Source organism: Burkholderia sp. ABCPW 11, assembly GCF_001523445.1.
Lineage (GTDB): Bacteria > Pseudomonadota > Gammaproteobacteria > Burkholderiales > Burkholderiaceae > Burkholderia.
Map to the genome: position 1 here is coordinate 1 of NZ_LOVM01000031.1, position 17,130 is coordinate 17,130.

16 protein-coding genes and 1 pseudogene are annotated in these 17,130 nt (G+C 66.8%); 4 read left to right on the plus strand and 13 right to left on the minus strand.

Going from position 1 to position 17,130, the window contains the following annotated elements:
• The 4 genes and pseudogenes from WS61_RS33215 to WS61_RS11945 all read right to left on the minus strand — a co-directional run.
• Positions 1–562: pseudogene (locus WS61_RS33215) on the minus strand (IS3-like element ISBcen22 family transposase); the annotation flags it as partial.
• 78 nt (positions 563–640) lie between these two features.
• Positions 641–1,393 (minus strand): DUF6402 family protein, encoded by a 753-nt coding sequence (locus tag WS61_RS11935; protein WP_257127247.1) that lies wholly within the window; start codon positions 1,391–1,393, stop codon positions 641–643.
• 379 nt (positions 1,394–1,772) lie between these two features.
• A complete protein-coding gene (locus WS61_RS11940) occupies positions 1,773–2,735 on the minus strand; it encodes a zinc-binding alcohol dehydrogenase family protein (protein ID WP_059500666.1) in 963 nt (320 codons plus the stop codon).
• A gap of 31 nt (positions 2,736–2,766) precedes the next feature.
• Positions 2,767–3,018, minus strand: a complete 252-nt coding sequence (locus WS61_RS11945; RefSeq protein WP_034204951.1) for a hypothetical protein — start codon at positions 3,016–3,018, stop codon at positions 2,767–2,769.
• A 95-nt stretch (positions 3,019–3,113) separates the two neighbouring features.
• Here WS61_RS11945 and WS61_RS11950 point away from each other — a divergent pair, with 95 nt between their 5' ends.
• Positions 3,114–3,905 (plus strand): helix-turn-helix domain-containing protein, encoded by a 792-nt coding sequence (locus WS61_RS11950; protein ID WP_059500667.1) that lies wholly within the window; start codon positions 3,114–3,116, stop codon positions 3,903–3,905.
• A 74-nt stretch (positions 3,906–3,979) separates the two neighbouring features.
• On the opposite strand, the gene hpaI is transcribed toward WS61_RS11950, so the two are convergent.
• From hpaI to WS61_RS11985, 7 genes are all read right to left on the minus strand, one after another.
• Positions 3,980–4,786: a 4-hydroxy-2-oxoheptanedioate aldolase gene (gene hpaI, locus WS61_RS11955; RefSeq protein WP_059500668.1), complete on the minus strand. Its 807-nt coding sequence runs from the start codon at positions 4,784–4,786 to the stop codon at positions 3,980–3,982.
• A 12-nt stretch (positions 4,787–4,798) separates the two neighbouring features.
• The gene (gene hpaH / locus WS61_RS11960; protein WP_059500669.1) at positions 4,799–5,602 is read right to left on the minus strand and encodes a 2-oxo-hept-4-ene-1,7-dioate hydratase; all 804 of its coding nucleotides are present in this window, start codon (positions 5,600–5,602) and stop codon (positions 4,799–4,801) included.
• 20 nt (positions 5,603–5,622) lie between these two features.
• On the minus strand, positions 5,623–6,015 hold the full coding sequence (locus WS61_RS11965) for a 5-carboxymethyl-2-hydroxymuconate Delta-isomerase (protein ID WP_059500670.1): 393 nt from the start codon (positions 6,013–6,015) through the stop codon (positions 5,623–5,625).
• Between the two features lie 44 nt (positions 6,016–6,059).
• Positions 6,060–6,908: a 3,4-dihydroxyphenylacetate 2,3-dioxygenase gene (hpaD, locus tag WS61_RS11970; RefSeq protein ID WP_059500671.1), complete on the minus strand. Its 849-nt coding sequence runs from the start codon at positions 6,906–6,908 to the stop codon at positions 6,060–6,062.
• Positions 6,909–7,072: 164 nt separating this feature from the next.
• Positions 7,073–8,536: a 5-carboxymethyl-2-hydroxymuconate semialdehyde dehydrogenase gene (hpaE, locus tag WS61_RS11975; RefSeq protein ID WP_059500672.1), complete on the minus strand. Its 1,464-nt coding sequence runs from the start codon at positions 8,534–8,536 to the stop codon at positions 7,073–7,075.
• A 22-nt stretch (positions 8,537–8,558) separates the two neighbouring features.
• Positions 8,559–9,323, minus strand: a complete 765-nt coding sequence (locus WS61_RS11980; protein ID WP_059500673.1) for a fumarylacetoacetate hydrolase family protein — start codon at positions 9,321–9,323, stop codon at positions 8,559–8,561.
• Entirely contained in the window at positions 9,320–10,009 is a 690-nt protein-coding gene (locus tag WS61_RS11985) for a fumarylacetoacetate hydrolase family protein (protein ID WP_059500674.1), read from the minus strand. Before WS61_RS11985 ends, WS61_RS11980 begins: the two co-directional genes overlap by 4 nt.
• Before the next feature lie 152 nt (positions 10,010–10,161).
• Here WS61_RS11985 and hpaR point away from each other — a divergent pair, with 152 nt between their 5' ends.
• The gene (gene hpaR / locus WS61_RS11990; protein ID WP_027782888.1) at positions 10,162–10,602 is read left to right on the plus strand and encodes a homoprotocatechuate degradation operon regulator HpaR; all 441 of its coding nucleotides are present in this window, start codon (positions 10,162–10,164) and stop codon (positions 10,600–10,602) included.
• Positions 10,603–10,657: 55 nt separating this feature from the next.
• Here the strand turns inward: hpaR and WS61_RS11995 are convergent, their stop codons facing one another.
• Positions 10,658–11,869 (minus strand): SDR family oxidoreductase, encoded by a 1,212-nt coding sequence (locus WS61_RS11995; RefSeq protein WP_059500675.1) that lies wholly within the window; start codon positions 11,867–11,869, stop codon positions 10,658–10,660.
• A 649-nt stretch (positions 11,870–12,518) separates the two neighbouring features.
• Between WS61_RS11995 and WS61_RS12000 the strand changes: the two genes are divergently transcribed.
• On the plus strand, positions 12,519–12,866 hold the full coding sequence (locus tag WS61_RS12000; RefSeq protein ID WP_059500676.1) for a DUF3564 family protein: 348 nt from the start codon (positions 12,519–12,521) through the stop codon (positions 12,864–12,866).
• A gap of 423 nt (positions 12,867–13,289) precedes the next feature.
• Positions 13,290–15,179, plus strand: coding sequence for a penicillin-binding protein 2 (locus tag WS61_RS12005; RefSeq protein WP_059500677.1), 1,890 nt, complete (start codon positions 13,290–13,292; stop codon positions 15,177–15,179).
• 105 nt (positions 15,180–15,284) lie between these two features.
• Here the strand turns inward: WS61_RS12005 and WS61_RS12010 are convergent, their stop codons facing one another.
• A complete protein-coding gene (locus tag WS61_RS12010) occupies positions 15,285–17,000 on the minus strand; it encodes a cation:proton antiporter (protein ID WP_059500678.1) in 1,716 nt (571 codons plus the stop codon).
• Between the last annotated feature and the right edge of the window lie 130 nt (positions 17,001–17,130).

Genomic DNA, 17,130 nt, shown 5'->3' on the forward strand with positions numbered 1-17,130 from the left:
CGTTTGGGCAGCTTCGAACGCAGTTGAAGCTGCTCTTCGGCGTAGAGCCGATAGACCCGATTCCGGCTCACACGCCAACCTTCACGCTTGAGTAGCACGTGCACGCGCCGGTAGCCATATCGAACGCGCGTCTGTGCGATCTCGCGCATGCGTTGACGCAGTGCCGTCTGCGGGTCCTTGACGCTGCGATAGTAGTGGGTGCTGCGAGCTTGCTTGACTAGCCGGCACGCCCGCTGCGTCGGAAGACCGTAGTGATCCACGATGTAGCTCACTGCCTGTCTCTTCAGCGCGGGCGCGGCCACTTTTTTGTGGCGATATCCTGCAGGATGGCCTTGTCCAGACTCAGTTCCGCAACCAGCTTCTTGAGCCGCTCGTTCTCGTCCTGGAGTTGTTTCAGTTCGCGGACCTGGTTCGACTCCAGGCCCGCGTACTGCTTCTTCCATCGGTAATACGTCTGCTCCGATATCCCGAGCTGCCGAACCAGATCCGCCACCGGCATGCCCAGCTCAGCTTGTTTGAGCGCGGCCACGATCTGCTCCACCGAGTATTGCTTGCGCTTCATCGCCAACCTCCCGTTCCTATTGGGAAAATTGCCTCCGAAACACTAACACTCATTTGTGTCCAGGATTTCTAGAGCAGATCACGAAAGCCGCCGCACGGCCTGCAAAGCCTTCTGCTCAAAGGAACTTTCTACAGCCGCTCGCTGGAACTGGAATTCCTTGTGTAGCTTGCGGAGATCGTAGCCGCTGACCGTCCAAGGCGATACATCCCCGCGCCTGCGATAGCGACCAAGAATGTCCTTGAGGGTTTCATATGCACGCGGGCTGTATATGTCGACATTCACGAGATTGTCGTATTGCCTCTTTGCACGTGCATGCTTGAGAACCCAGTCCAGTTTTATGGTGGTTCGATCGATCATCGATTCCGGATAGAGCTCGCCGTACTGATTGATCTCGTTCCGCTGATCTTTTGACGTGGCCGAGTAGTTGAGCTCTCCTGCAAACCACCGCTCCATCAGTTTCGCCGAGACTGGCATATGCTCTTTGCGCATAGCATCGGGAATTTGCTGAATATCGAAAGGCGGCACCACCCTTTCCGTCCCCATCTGCTTCGATTGCTTGGGAGGAATAGGCGTATCCAGCCATTTCTTGAAGCGAGAAAACGCAGCCGCAACCCTTTCGATGTCGTCCACCATCTTGTCGAGCGAGTCGCGCTTGTCGACTCGCGCAATGGGCGTAGATTGCTCTACTGAGGGCTCGCTCACCGGCGGAGCCATTGCTAGTGACAGGCCGAGATCACACGCCGGGATGCCCCCATCGTCGCCGTCGCATAGCTTCCATTTCCAAATCAGCTTGTTGATCCTTAAGTACGGGATCCTATCGTTATCGCGCACCGTGCATTCCCTTGCGTCGTGGAATCCCGGACCTTACAGACCCACTCGACGCCTCGCAATGTTCCGTATGCGCCATTCAACGAAAATCGCGAATCCGACGGAGTCGCGAATGCGGAGCATTCGGCATCACCTGACATGGATTCCACATGTATTCGTTCGTTTCAGGCGGAAAACACATGCCTTGAAACAAGCGCTAGGCAGTCTTGCGGTGTGGGACAAGGCACCCAAGTATCGTTGCCAACTGTGAACAGTGACCGTGTCATTCGTAAGCCCACCCCCGAACTGCTGTGCTTGCCGACCCAACTCCTCCATCGCACTGGCGCTCCGTCTTCTGGCCCTTCCCCTTGGCAGACGATGGCCCTTTGCACGCCCGTCGCCGTTACTCGCCCCGCATCGTGAACACCGGACGCACGAGGCTGCTCGTATCGCCCCAATGTTCGCCGACGTCCGACAGCGGCACCGTGCGCGTGTCGATCGCGAGGCCCGCCGGCCCGGCCGCTTCGAATACGCCGCGCACCGACGCCAGCAAGCGCGGCAGCGACACGCTGCCGATCCCGCTACCCATCAGTTCGATCGCGGTCGCCCGCAGCACGGCGCCCGGCAGCAGCACGTCCGCGCCGCCGATCGAGCCGATCTGCACGAAACGCAGCCGGCGGCCATCGGGCGTCGCCTTCGCGCCGGCAACCAGCAGGGTCTGCGCGCTGGCCCCCCACAGATAATCGAGCACGACATCCACGCCCGCGCGGAAATGCGGCTCGAGCGCTCGCGCCAGATGCGCGTCGTCCTGCTGCAGCGACACCACGGCGTCCGCGCCGGCATTCAGCAACGCCTGCAACGCGGCCGCGTTGCGGCCGGTCGCGACGACCTTCGCCGCGCCGAGATGCTTCGCGATCCGCACCGCGAGCCGCCCCGACGTGCCCGTCGCGCCATTGACGAGCACCGTCTCGCCCGCGACGAGCCGCGCGCGTTCGGTCAGCGCCGCCCACGACGACATCCCCGGAATCGCGATCGCCGCGGCCGTGACGTCGTCGAGCGCGTCCGGCAGCGGCACGCACTGCGTATCGGGCACGATCGTGCGTTCGGCCATCGCGCCGAACGGCGCCGGGGCACCGAAGAAGTAGACGCGCCGACCGTCGTCGAGACGCCCGACGCCGTCGACACCGACAACGAACGGATAGCGGCGGTCCGACGAGTAATGCGTGCCGGCCGCGCGCCCCTGCGCGAGCCGGCTCAACGCCGACGCCGTCACGTCGATCAGACGGTGGCCCGGCATCGCGCCGGGAGCGTCGAATTCCGTATGAACGGGACGCTCGCCGGCACCCGTCACGACTGCTGCTTTCATGGTGGTTCCTTCAATTCTGGAAGATGGGTCTTTACCGGGCATCGAGCCATGCGCGCAGCGCGGGATCGCGTACTTCCAGCACGTCGAACAGGCCGAGCGCACGCAGTGCAGGCAACGCGTCGATCGCATCGGCCTCCGCACGCGCCCGCTCCGCCGGCGCGGCATTCGGATCGGTCAACACCCGTGCGTTGACCAGAAACGCACCAACGGTCCCCTTGCGAATCGTCGTTCCGCCGGCATCGACCCGGTCGGCATGGTCGGGAAGCATCTGTTCGGCTCGCATCGCGTCTTGCTCCGGTTGTCATCGATGGACGCAGTGTAGGCGTGCAAATCCGGCCGATCTCCGGTATAACGGCCATTCGATACCGATATCCGGCCATGTCCGATCCGCTCCTGCCCGCCCGCTTCGTCACGTCCGACGACGGCCCGTTCGTGGTCGCCGCCGTCCTGTCGCAACGCGACCCGCGCATCACCGCGCCGCATTCGCATGCGCGCGGCCAGCTCGTCGGCGCGCTGAGCGGCCTGGTAACGATCGGCCTCGACGACCAGGAGTGGGTCGTGCCGGCGATCCATGCGATCTGGATCCCGCCGCATTGCCGGCATTCGTTGCGCTCGTTCGGGCCCATTTCCGGCTGGTCGGCATTCGTCGCCGAAGCCCGCTGCGCGGCGTTGCCGGCGACGCCGCGCGCGATCCGCACGACGCCGCTGCTGCGCGAAGCCGTGCAGCGCGCGGCAAGCTGGGGCGATGGCGAGCTGGATGCCCCACAGGCCCGGATCGCCGACGTGATCCTCGATGAAATCGCGGCATCGGAAGCCGAGGCGCTGGGCCTGGTCCGGCCGCGGGATCCGCGCCTCGTGAAGATCACCGATGCGCTGGCCGCAGATCTCGCGAACGACCGGCGGCTGGAGGAATGGGCTGAATGGGCCGGCATCGGCGCACGGACGATGAGCCGCCGCTTCGTCGCCGAGACGGGGTTGACGTTCGCGCAGTGGCGTCAGCAGGCGCGACTGCTGCGGGCGCTGGAGCGCATTGCCGACGGTGCGCCGGTGACGACGATCGCGCTCGATCTCGGGTACGACAACGTGAGCGCGTTCATCGACATGTTCCGGCGCGCGCTGGGAACGACACCGGGACGGTATATGGAGGCGGGACGAAGCGCGAACGGATAGGCGCGACCATGCGCGGGCACGAAGCCGCGTGGCGAAACGCCGCGGGCGGCACACGACCACCGCCTGCCGCCGCGTCAATACGTGCCGTCGCCCTGCTTCGCGGCGGCGTCGCCGCTCCTTTTGAACTGCGCGGCGAGCCGCTCCGCGCTCCGCGCCAGCAGCGTCGTATCGACGCCGACCGCGACGAACAGCGCCCCCGCGTCCAGATAGCGCCGCGCGGCCGCTTCATCCGCGCTCAGGATCCCCGGCGCCTTGCCGGCCGCCTTGATCGCGCGAATCGCACCGTCGATCGCGGCCTGCACGGCCGGGTGCCCGGGATGGCCGAGATGACCGAGATCGGCCGCCAGATCGGCCGGCCCGATGAATACGCCGTCCACGCCGTCGACCCGCGCGATCGCATCGATCGCGTCGAGCCCCGCGCGCGTCTCGACCTGCACGAGCACGGCCATCTCGTCGTTCGCGCGATGCAGGTACTCGCCGACGCGATTCCACCGCGACGCCCGCGCCAGCGCGCTGCCGACGCCGCGCATGCCGTGCGGCGGGTAACGCGTCGCGGCCACCGCCGCACGCGCTTCGTCCGCACTCTGCACCATCGGCACGAGCAGCGTCTGCGCGCCGAGATCGAGCACCTGCTTGACGATCACCGGATCGTTCCACGGCACGCGCACGACCGGATGCGACGGATACGGCGCGATCGCCTGCAGTTGCGCGAGGATCGTCGGCACCGTGTTCGGCGCATGCTCGCCGTCGATCAGCAGCCAGTCGAAACCGGCGCCCGCGACCACTTCGGCGCTGTATGGATTCGCGAGGCCGAGCCACAACCCGATCTGCGCATCGCCGCGCGCGAGCGCGGCCTTGAAGACATTCGACGAAATCTGCATCGTTCGCTCAACTCATTCGAAGTAGCACTGGATCGTCCCGAGCGGGCCGTAATCGACGCTGAACGTATCGCCCGAACGCGCCGCGCACGGCCGCGTGAACGACCCGCCCAGCACGATCTGCCCCGGCTCCAGCGCAACGTCGAAGCGCGACAGCCGGTTCGCGAGCCACGCGACGCCGTTCGCCGGATGGTTCAGCACGCCGGCCGCGACACCGGTTTCCTCGACCACGCCGTTGCGCGACATGATCGCCGCCACCCAGCGCAAATCGACGTCCTGCGGGCGCACCGGCCGGCCGCCGATCACGACGCCCGCGTTCGCCGCGTTGTCGGCGATCGTGTCGAATACCTTGCGCGGCCGCTTCGTATCGGGGTCGATCGACTGGCTGCGCGCGTCGATGATCTCGAGCGCCGGCACGACGTAATCGACCGCGTCGTACACGTCGAAGATCGTGCAGTTCGGGCCGGTGAGCCGCTTGCCGAGCACGAATGCGAGCTCGACCTCGACGCGCGGCACGATGAAGCGGCTAGTCGGAATCGTGCCGCCGTCTTCGAAAAACATGTCGTCGAGCAGCGCGCCGTAGTCGGGTTCGTCGATCTGCGACGTGTTCTGCATCGCCTTCGACGTAAGGCCGATCTTGTGCCCCTTCAGCGTGCGGCCTTCCGCGAGCTTGAGGGCCACCCACGCGCGCTGGATCGCATACGCGTCGTCGATCGTGATGTCGGGATGGTCGAGCGAGATCTGGCGGATCTGCGTGCGCGCGCGTTCGGCGTCGTGCAGACGGTGCGCGAGCTGGTCGATGATGGCGGGTTCGAGCATGGTCGGATCGGGAATGGAGTTCAGCCGGCCCGCTTGTAGCGGGCGTGAATGTTGTTGTGCTTGTACGAGCCGCTTTCGCTGAACTCGGTCAGTTCCATCGACAGCGCAAGGTAGCGTGTCGCGTACAACTCGGCGAAATGCACCTTGATCGCGTCGAACAGCGCGTCGCACGCGGCCTTTTTCTGCGCGTCGGTGCGGCCCGCGCCGATCTTCAGCGTCACGTGGACGAACGCGTCGTCCTCCGTGCCGTCGGCGACGCAGTAGTCGCGCAGCTCGATCGCGCGCGAACGGATGCCGCCGGTCGGGAACACACCGCCCTGTGCGATCAGCGTCGCGTTGATCGTGCGCAGCAGCACGGGAATGCGTGCGTCGTCGCGGATGTTCGCGGTGTATTCGACGACGATGTGTGGCATGGCAGGTCTCCGGTCGGATTCGAATGCGTGGCGGGCGGTAACGCTCAGGGCAGCGGGAAGATCGCGTTGATCTGCCCGGTGCCCGAGCTCGCGAAATAGTCGGTGACGATCTCGACGGGCCGATCGTAACGATCCCAGCCGAGCAGCCCGAGCAGCATCGCCGTGTCGTGCATGCCGCCTTCGCCGTGGCAATGCACGTTGTACTCCGGCAGCATCGCGCAGAAGGTCTTGAAATCGCCCTGTTTCCACAACTCGACCACGCGCAGGTCGACCTGCCTGAAGAATTCGCGGCTGATCTCGTGGATCGATTCCTCGGGGCTGCCGTTGTCGTTGAAGCGGTGAGACAGCGAGCCGCTCGCGAGGAACGCGACGTTCGAATCGCTCTTCTCGATCGCTTCGAGCAGCGCCTCGCCGAAGCGCCGGCTTTCGTCGAGCGTGTGCCACATGCACCACCCGGCAATCGACACGACCTTGAAGTGCTGGTCGCCGTTCATGTAGCGCATCGGCACGAGCGTGCCGTATTCGAGCTCGAGGCTGTCGATCTCGTGCGCACGGGTCGCGACGCCGCGCGCGGTGGCCGTTTCCGCGATCAGCCGGCCGAGCGCCGGGTTGCCCGGATACGCGTACTGCATGTCGCGGATGAAGTGCGGCAGCTCGTTGCTCGTATAGGTGCCGGCGAACCGCGCATTGCAGTTCACGTGATAGCCCGCGTTGACGAGCCAGTGCACGTCCGACACGACGATCGTGTCGACGCCGAGCGCGCGGCAGCGCTCGCCGATCAGTTGATGGCCGCGGATAGCCGCCTCACGGCAGCCGTGATGCCGGCCGGGCAGTTCCGACAGGTACATCGACGGCACGTGCGTGATCTTCGCGGCGAGGGACAATTTGCCCATCGTTGAGTCTCCCTGTCGACCGGAGTTAGTGCTTTAGCGGTTACTCCGGTCCCATGCTTCGCGGTCGGCCAGAGTCAGCGCTTTAGCGCTTACGCTGGCCCCATGCTTGGCCGGCGTGCCGGCCAAGGAATCGTTCGTTCTTGCGGCGACACGACCCGCTCCCGTTACACGCCCCAGCGAGGAATGTGATGCGAACCCATCGAGATGCACACGTTCTTGATCTCCGCGAACACCTCGAAGCTGTACTCGCCGCCCTCGCGCCCGGTGCCCGACTCCTTCACGCCGCCGAACGGCTGGCGCAGGTCGCGCACGTTCTGGCTGTTCACGAACACCATCCCGGCCTCGATGCCCCGGGCGAGCCGATGTACCTTGCCGACGTCCTGCGTCCAGATGTACGACGCGAGGCCGTACGTCGTGTCGTTCGCGAGCCGCAGCCCTTCTTCCTCGTCGTCGAACGGGATGATGCACGCGACCGGCCCGAAGATCTCTTCCTGCGCGATGCGCATCCGGTTGTCGACGTCGGCGAATACGGTCGGCCGCACGAAGTTGCCGTTGCGCAGATGGTCGGGCAACCCGGCCGGCTTGTCCGCACCGCCCGCGACCACGCGCGCGCCTTCCTGCTCGCCGATGCGGATGTAGCCCGTCACCTTCTCCCAGTGCTGGCGCGTGATCATCGCGCCGAGATTCGTGCCCGGATCGGACGGATCGCCGACCACCAGGTTGTTCGCGCGGCGCGCGAATTCCTGCACGAAGCGGTCGTAGATCGTGCGCTGCACGAAGATCCGCGAGCCCGCGGTACAGCGTTCGCCGTTGATCGAGAAGATCGTGAACAGCGACGCGTCGAGCGCGCGGTCGAAATCGGCGTCGTCGAAAATCAGCACCGGCGACTTGCCGCCGAGTTCCATCGAATACTTCTTCAGGCCCGCGCGCTCCATGATCCGCTTGCCCGTGACCGTGCCGCCCGTGAACGACACCGCGCGCACGTCCGGATGCCGCACGAGCGCATCGCCGGCCGTCGCGCCGTAACCCTGCACGACGTTCAGCACGCCGGGCGGGATGCCGGCTTCGAGCGCGAGCCGGCCGAGCTGATCGGCCGTGAGCGGCGACAGCTCCGACATCTTCAGCACGGCCGTGTTGCCGAGCGCGAGACACGGCGCCGTCTTCCACGTGGCCGTCATGAACGGCACGTTCCACGGCGACACCAGTGCACACACGCCGACCGGCTGGTACAGCGTGTAGTTCAGCATCTGATCGTCGACCGGATAGGTCCGGCCGTTCATCTGCACGCACACTTCCGCGAAGAAGTTGAAGTTCTCGGACGCGCGCGGAATCAACTGCCTGCTCGTCTGCGCGATCGGCAGGCCGGTGTCCTGCGTCTCCAGCGCCGCGAGCATCGGCACGTTCCGTTCGATCAGCTCGCCGAGCTTGCGCATCAGCTTCGCGCGCTCCTTTGCCGGCGTGTTCGCCCATTTCGGGAACGCTTCCTTCGCCGCGCGCACGGCCGCGTCGACCTCTGCCTCGCCGCCCGACGCGACGTCGGTGATGACGTCGCCCGTCGCCGGGTTCAGCGTCGTGAAGGTTTCGCGGCTCTCCACTTCGCGGCCGTCGATCCAGTGCTTGATGGTCATGTGCTCTCCTTGGGCGACGGGCTCAGCCGGCGCGATAGTAGTCTGCTTCGCCGACGATCGTGTTCACGAGCCGGCCGATCCCTTCGATTTCGGTCACGACCTCGTCGCCCGGCTGCGTGTCCGCCAGCCCCTCAGGCGTGCCGGTCAGGATCAGGTCGCCCGGCGCGAGCGTCATGAAGCTGCTGATGTGCTCGATCAGCGCCGGCACGTCGAAGACCATGTCGCGCGTGCTGCCGCGCTGCGTCTGCCGGCCGTTCACCGTCGTGCGCAGCGTCAGGTCGCCCGCGTCGCCGATCTCGTCGCGGCTGACGAACCACGGCCCGAGCGGCGTGCAGGTGTCGCGGTTCTTCACGCGCAGGTTCGGACGGTAGTAGTTCTCGAGATAGTCGCGGATCGCGTAGTCGTTCGCGACCGTATAGCCGGCCACGTAGTCGATGGCCTGCGCGCGGCTCACGCGGCGCGCTGGCCGGCCGATCACGACGGCCAGCTCGCACTCGTAGTGCATGTGCGTGGCGTCCGCCGGGCGCACCGTGCGCGACCGGTGGCCGACGAACGTGTTCGGCCCCTTCAGGAAGATCAGCGGTTCGCTCGGCGCATTGAAGGCGAGTTCCTTCGCATGGTCGGCGTAGTTCAGGCCGAGCGCGAACGTCGTACGCGGCGCGACGGGCGGCAGCCATGCCACCGCATCCTCCGCCAGCACGCGCCCCGTATCGAGGCGGATCGCGCCGTCGCCGGCCGGTTCGGCTGCATGCAGTGCGCCGTTGTAGATCACGCGCGCCGTCTTCATCGTGCTTCCTCCGCAATCAACGTATGCCGCAACGCGCCGATACCGGCCGCGGCGATCTCGATCGTGCTGCCCGCGCGGGCGCGCGGTGCGCCGCCCGCGACGCCGAGCAGCAGCACGTCGCCCGCGTCGAACGACATGAAGGCCGTCACGTCGGCGATCAGCTCGCGCACCGGGCGAATCAGCGTCGCGGTCGATGCGGACGCGGCCACCTCGCCATCGATCCGCACCGTCAGGCCGATCGCGTCGACGTCGGCGAGCGCGGCAGCCGGCACGATCGCCGGGCCGAGCGGGCAAAAGCCGTCACGGCACTTGAAACGCACGGCCGGACGGTAGTAGTCGGGATGCGGCACCGACACGTCGCTCGCGAGCGTGAAGCCGTGCACGTAGTCGAGCGCCTGCGCGGCCGCCACGCGCGTCGCGCGCCGGGCGAACACGACGGCCACCGACGCACCGATCTCGAGCGCGTCGACGCCGGCCGGCACGACGACGGCAGCACCGTCGGCCACATGCGTGTTGGCGGATTTGATGTACAGGATCGGCGCCTGCGGCGGGCGGCCGTAAGGCGGTGCGTTCACCGCATCGCCGAGCGCGGCGAGCGCCGCGCGCTCGTTGAGCAGCGCGCCGTAGACGGTACCGATGGCGACCGGCAACGGCGGCGCCGCGGCGGTCGTGCAAGACAGCTCCATGCGTCATTCCCCTGCCGCGCGTCGCGGCGCATCGTCAATAGTTAATATCTTAAGTAAACAATTGGGCGCTGGCAACCTCGATTACCCTGATACACGAAATTCATCAGCTTCGGCTGTTAAGATTGATGCGTCCCCGTCCTCTGCTCACCCTGATGAACCGTACGCTCGACCATCGCAACCTGGCCATGCTGCTGCTCGAGGCCCGCGAAACGCTGATGGGCCTGTTTCGCCCCATTCTCAAGGAATTCTCGCTGACCGAACAGCAATGGCGGATCATCCGCGTGCTCGACGGCGAACCGGCGCAGGCGCTCGAAGCCGGGCAGATCGCGAAACGCTGCTGCATCCTGAGCCCGAGCCTGACCGGCGTGCTGGAACGGATGGAGCGCGACGGCCTGATCACGCGCATGCGCGCGCAGGAGGATCAGCGCCGGCTGCTGGTCAGCCTGACGCCGCAAAGCAGGAAACTGGTGACGGAAATCGGTCCGCGCATCGACGAGCAATATCGTCAGCTCGAATCGCGATTCGGCCAGGACGGCCTCGAGGACATCTACCGCGCGCTCGACCGGCTCATCGAGCTCGGCAGCCACGCGTAAAGGCGGCGCCCGCGCCCGCCACGTGCGGGAACGGGCGCCGGTACGACGCGGGCGGTCAGTGGATCGCGCCGCGCATCAGCTCGGTCACGGCCACGCCGCGCGACGTGCGCATGCACTCTTCGACGTAATCGATGAACGGCAACGGCTCGAAATCGATTTCGTCGCGCACGCGGCGATTGTCGAACACGCGATCGACTGTCGCGAATTCCCCGCAGCGCTGCAACGCCCGGCCGATCACGCGCTCGAGTGCCGGATCGCGGCGCCCGAGCACGTCGCGCACGACGAGCGGCAGTTCGGCCGGCGCGCATGCCGCGTAGCGCGGCGCCCCGGTCATCCCCGCCGCCTCGTCCATCGCGCGCACGATCTGCGCGACCTGCGGCGCCTCGTCGCCGGCCGACACGTGATAGACGTCGTGCGCGAGCGTCGGCTTGACGGCCAGCAGCATCGTCGCGCGCGCGACGTCGTCCACCGACACGATGTCGATGCGCGTCATCGGCCGCGCGGTGAAGCGGCGCGCCGCATGCGCGAGCCGGAACATCCAGAACGAATTCGGCGCGGGCCGCGTACCGAGCACCGTGTGGCCGACCACGTGCGACGGCCGCACGACGACGAGCGGCAGCCCGAGCGCACGCAGGCGCTGTTCCGTCTGCGCCTTCGCGTGCAGGTAGCCGGCCGCGAGCACCGCGCCCGGCAGGCCTTCGCCGCCCGGCGCGGCATCGTTCCCCGCGTCGCGTTCCGCCTCCTCCTGGACGATCCCGCCACGGCCGGCATGCGCGTAGGCCGTGCCGACGTAGACGAAGCGCTGCAGGCGCGGCGCGCGCGCAAAGCGTTCGGCGAAGCGCACCGCATCGGCGATGTCGGCCTGCAGGTGCGCGCCGTCGGCCGGCGACGCATGGCCCGCGCAGTGAATCACGTGTGTCGCGCCGGCCAGGCGCGGCGCATCGGCGCCGTGCCAGACGTCGGCGAGCGCGCCGACGATCACGTTCGCATCGGTCAGGCGCGACGCCCAGTACGGCGCGAGCCCCGCGCGGAGCGCCGCTTCACGCAGCCGCGCGACCGCGTGGCCGCGATCCTGCGCGCGCACGACGCAGACGATGCGTTCGAGCAGCCCTGCATTGACGAGCGCCGTCAGCACGGTACTGCCGATGAAGCCGGTCGCGCCGGTCAGCACCAGCCGTCCGACGTTCGCCGCCGCGACCGGTGCGCTGGCCGGCGACACGAGGCTCGTCCGCCAGTTCAGCGACAACGCGGTTTTCCAGATCAGCACGATAGTCTCCTTCGAAGAGTCGGCCAGGCGGCGCGGCACCCGCGGTTGCGGGCGGCGCACGGCTCACTGGCCGGGCCGGGGCTGACGCGCGCCCCGGCGGCTCCCGATCGGGCATGCGGCCAGCGATCGCGTCGATCGCGCTCTGGCACGAGGCGGCGGCAGCCGGCGCGGACGGGCGTCCGTCGCACAGGATCGGGAAGCTTCCAGTGTGGGGCCGGACCGCATGCAAGTCTGTCCCGAAAGTTTCGTGAAAGTGTGCCGATTTGTACGCGATTGTCGGAGTGTGTCGTGCCGGCCGCCGCGTCGACGCGCCGAGAGGTTCGGTCCGGCTGCATTCGACCGGCTCCGCAGCGCGTCGATCGCACCGGTTTCGACGGCGGCCGGTGCGCGACCGATCGACGCGGCCGGCGGCCCTGTCATCCCATGTCTGGGTCACCGCGCGTGCCCGCCCGGACATCGTCGTTGCCGGTATCGCCCGTGTGTGCTGGCGCATCGGGAAGACCATGCATCGTCAGACGTCGTTTCATCTGAAACCGAAATAGACTCGATACGGATTTATTGCGGATTATCACTTGCGTTTCACACCAGTCTATCTAGACTGTTCAAGTCCAAACGGTCGAATGTGTCATTTTTTTCAGGAGACGATGCAATGCGCCTCACCATTCGGATTAATGGCAGCGAATCGGCAACCCGGCATTCGTTCGCGGTATTGTGGGTCGATACCGACGAAGGGCTGTGGTCGCGCGAGGCACACCAGGGCATCGACCTTCCAACCTGGGGCAAGGTCCGCGACGTGGAGGGCGCGATGGCGCTCTGCGCGGCCGACGGCGGCAATGCCGTCTGCCAGTTGAAGGGGCTGTCGTTCGATGCGACGCAGCGCGAACAGGGCCCCGCGGTGCTCGCCGGCGAGCACCCCGACGGCGCGTGGCGCCTGCAGGCTGTCGATACCTGCACGACCCAGCCGGAATACCGGGAATTTATTTCCGTTGCCCGATAGATATCGACAAGTACTATTGACGTCAATCGTCTGCGGTTTTCGGGTTTATTCCGGTAGAAGTAATATTCATTTCGATATTCAGCATGAATGGCGCCTCGACTGGAGGCGCTTTTCATTTTCGGGATTAAAGAAATAACCGAGGCGCGGGCAATTGATCGTACGCCGGGACGATCGCCATCGAGCCTCGCCGGAGACCGCCCGGGTCGGCATGCGATGAGTCGTCCGTATTTAATCCTCCGCACCCGGTGCGAAATCCCGCACTCGGCCGCGCCTTTCCTGCTCTTCCCCCTTTTCCAGGCTGCCTTCCATTCGTCTTTTTGCGGGGCCGGAACATACTTTCCCCACACGATGTTTACTCATTTATTACAATCGCATTATTCAGACTGACCAGCCGCCGTCCGGCGGCCCGACCCCGGCCATTGCATGAGCGTGAAAAAGAAGACCCACCCTGCCGATCCGTACGCGACGGCGACCAAGAATCCAATGCTCGCTTCGCGCCTGCCGATGTGGCGCTCACGGTTGATCGTGGTGGTCGTGTTCCTCGCGTTCGCGGCGCTGATCGCGCGCGCTTTCTGGGTGCAGGTCGCCAACCAGGATTTCTACGTCGGCCAGGGCCAGAAGCGCTATCAGCGCACGATCGAGCTCGACGCGATGCGCGGGCGCATCGTCGACCGCAACGGCGCGATGCTCGCGGTCAGCCTGGCGACCTATGAGATTTGGGCGAACCCGAAACAGGTCGCCGACACCGATTACCCGCAGATCGCGAAGCTGCTCGACATGCCGCTCGTCGAGGTGAAGCGGCGTCTCGGCAACGACAAGACGTTCGTGCTGCTCAAGCGGCAGGTCGACGCGGACACCGCCAGCCGGCTCGACAAGCTCGCGATCGACGGCATCACGCAGATCGCCGATTCGAAGCGCTTCTACCCGGAAGGCGAATCGGCCGCGCACGTGGTCGGCTTCACGAACGTCGAGGACAAGGGCCAGGAAGGGGTCGAGCTCGCGGCGAACGCGCGCCTGCAGGGCACGTCGGGCCAGCGCGAGGTGATCCGCGACCGGCTCGGCCGCATCGTGTCGGACACGCGCCCGCTCGTCCCCGCACAGCACGGCGCGACGATCGAGCTGACGATCGACCGCCGCATCCAGCAGCTCGCATTCAGCCAGCTCAAGGCCGCCGTGATCGAGAACAACGCGCTGGCCGGCAGCGTCGTCGTGCTCGACGCGAAGAACGGCGAAATCCTCGCACTCGCGAACTATCCGACCTTCGACCCGAACGACCGCGCCCGCCTCACCGGCCAGCAATTGCGCAACCGCGCAGTGATCGACACGTTCGAACCGGGCTCGACGATCAAGCCGCTCGTCGTCGCGCTGTCGATCGACGAGCGCAAGGTCACGCCGAACACGATCATCAACACGTCGCCGGGCACCTACAAGATCGGCCCGGCGGTAATCCACGACACGTCGAACCATGGGTCGCTGACGGTATCGCAGGCGCTGCAGAAGTCGAGCAACGTCGCGCTCGCGAAACTCGCACTGAACCTGCCCGCCGAAACGATCTGGAACAAATACCAGGAGTACGGGATCGGCCGCGCACCGGAACTGACGTTCCCGGGCGTCGCAGCGGGCCGGCTGCGCGGCTACAAGCGCTGGCGGCCGATCGAGCAGGCGACGATGGCGTACGGCTACGGGCTGTCGATGTCGCTGCTGCAGATCGCGCAGACCTACACGGCCTATGCGGGCGACGGCACGCTGCACCCGGTGTCGCTGCTGAAGAACGGCACCGACCAGCAGACGATCGACGCGCATCGCGGCCACCGCGTGACGTCGCCGCAAACGGCAGCCGCGATCCGCTCGATGCTGGAAATGGCAGTGGGTGAAGGCGGTACGGGGCGCCGCGCGCGCGTGGACGGCTACCGGATCGGCGGCAAGACGGGTACCGCGCGCAAGCAGGTCGGCGCGACCTATGCGAAGGGCAAGTACCGCGCGCTGTTCGCCGGGATGGCGCCGATGAGCGACCCGCGCCTGATCGTCGCGGTGATGATCGACGAGCCGCGCGGCAAGGGCTACTACGGCGGCACGGTGGCCGGCCCGGTGTTCGCGTCGGTCACGAGCGGCTCGCTGCAGTTGCTCGGCGTGCCGCCCGATGCGCCGGTCGAACCGGAGAAGAATGCGCCGGCGAAGGCCGCCGCGCCGCAGAAGACGGTCGCGGCGCCGAAAGCGGCGGCGACGACCGTCACGCAGAAACCATCGGCATCGCTCAAGACGACCGCGCAATCCGGGCTCCCCGCGCCCGCGAAGGCGGCTACCGCCGGCTGACGGCGCCACGGGCGATGCCGTGTCCGCATCGCCCCGTCCCACCCTGCTCTCCAGGAACGCACCGCCGAGACCGGCGCACGCAGGGCCGATCGCGGCCGCGCGCCGTCAATGCGCGGCCGCGGCCGGCTTCACCATCCGCCCGAGCACGTGCTCGGTCATCCCCCGCGCGAGCTCGGTCTCGCCCATGAACACGGTGCCGACGCCCTCGCTCGACAGCAGCGCGGCCTCGTCGCCGCTGTTCGTGCACAGCACGACCTCGAGCGTCGGATTCAGCGTGCGCGAGATCTCGACGATCTGCCGCACGTCGAACACGTCGGGCAGCGTCACGACCAGCATCCCGGCGCGGGCGATATGCGCCTGCACGAGCACGATCGGCTCGATCGCGTCGCCCGACACGGCCGCGATGCCGTCCGCGCGCAGCTTCTCGACGAGTTCGCGATTCTGCTCGACGACGACATACGCGATGCCGCGCTCGTCCAGCGCATGCGCGATCCGCGTGCCGACCTTGCCGTAGCCGACGATCACGACCTGCCCGGTCAGATGCGTCTGCGGCGTCGACATCGGCAGCGCGGCGAGCGGATCGTCTCGCGCCTCGAGCTTGCGCGCGAACGCCGAATGCTTGCGGATCCATGCGAGCGCCGGATCGATCAGCGCGAACAGCAGCGTGTTCATCGCGATCGAGATCAGCGCGACCGCGAGAATCAGGCTCTGTCCTTCGGCCGACAACAGCCCGAGCGCACGGCCGAGGCCTGCGAGGATGAACGAAAATTCGCCGATCTGCGCGAGGCCGGCGCCCACGGTCAGTGCCGTGTTCAGCGGATAGCGGAATGCGATCACGAGCGCGACGGCCGCGAGCGTCTTGCCGATCAGCACGATGGCCGCGACCTCGATCACGTGCAGCGGCTCGTCGAGCAGCACCTTCGGGTCGAACAGCATGCCGACCGAGATGAAGAACAGCACCGAGAACGCGTCGCGCAGCGGCAGCGTCTCGTCGGCCGCGCGCCGGCTGAATTCCGACTCGCGCATCATCATCCCGGCGAAGAACGCGCCGAGCGCGAACGACACGTCGAACAGCTTCGCCGCGCCGAACGCGATGCCGACCGCCGCGGCAATCATGCACAGTGTGAACAGCTCGCGCGAGCCGGTGCGCGCGACGAGCCAAAGAATGCGCGGGAACACGCGCTTGCCGACCACCAGCATCAGCGCGATGAACGCCGCGACCTTCAGCATCGTGACGCCGAGCGTGCCCCATACGCTGCCGCCGGCCGCATGCGCGTCGCCGGGCGGCGTGCCGCCGAGCAGCCCCGCCACCGGCGGCAGCAGCACCAGCACGAGCACCATCACGAGATCCTCGACGACCAGCCAGCCCACCGCGATACGCCCGTTGACCGTCTCGACGAGCCCGCGCCCTTCGAGTGCGCGCAATAGCACGACGGTACTCGCGACCGACAGCGCGAGCCCGAACACGAGCGCCGCACCGAGGCTCCAGCCCCACATGAGCGCGAGCCCGCCGCCGAGCAGCGTCGCGACGGTAATCTGCACGATGGCGCCCGGCAGCGCGATCTTGCGCACCGCGAGCAGATCGCCGAGCGAAAAATGCAGACCGACGCCGAACATCAGCAGCATCACGCCGACCTCGGCGAGCTGCTGCGCGAGCGACAGGTCGCCGACGAAACCGGGCGTGCCGGGGCCGATCACGATCCCGGCGAGCAGATAGCCGACGAGCGGCGGCATTTTCAGCAGCGACGCGAGATAACCGAAGATCATCGCGAGACCGAAACCGGCCGCGAGCAATGCAATCAGGCTGACGTCATGAGGCATCCCCCCTCCCAAGCTCTTGTAACGATTTAGTAAGGTTCAAGAGTGAAAGGATACGGGATGAGGCGGAAAAATGGCGCGCCGCCGCGAAAATTTCAACGCGGCGGCGCGTATTGGCGGGGTGCAACCCTGC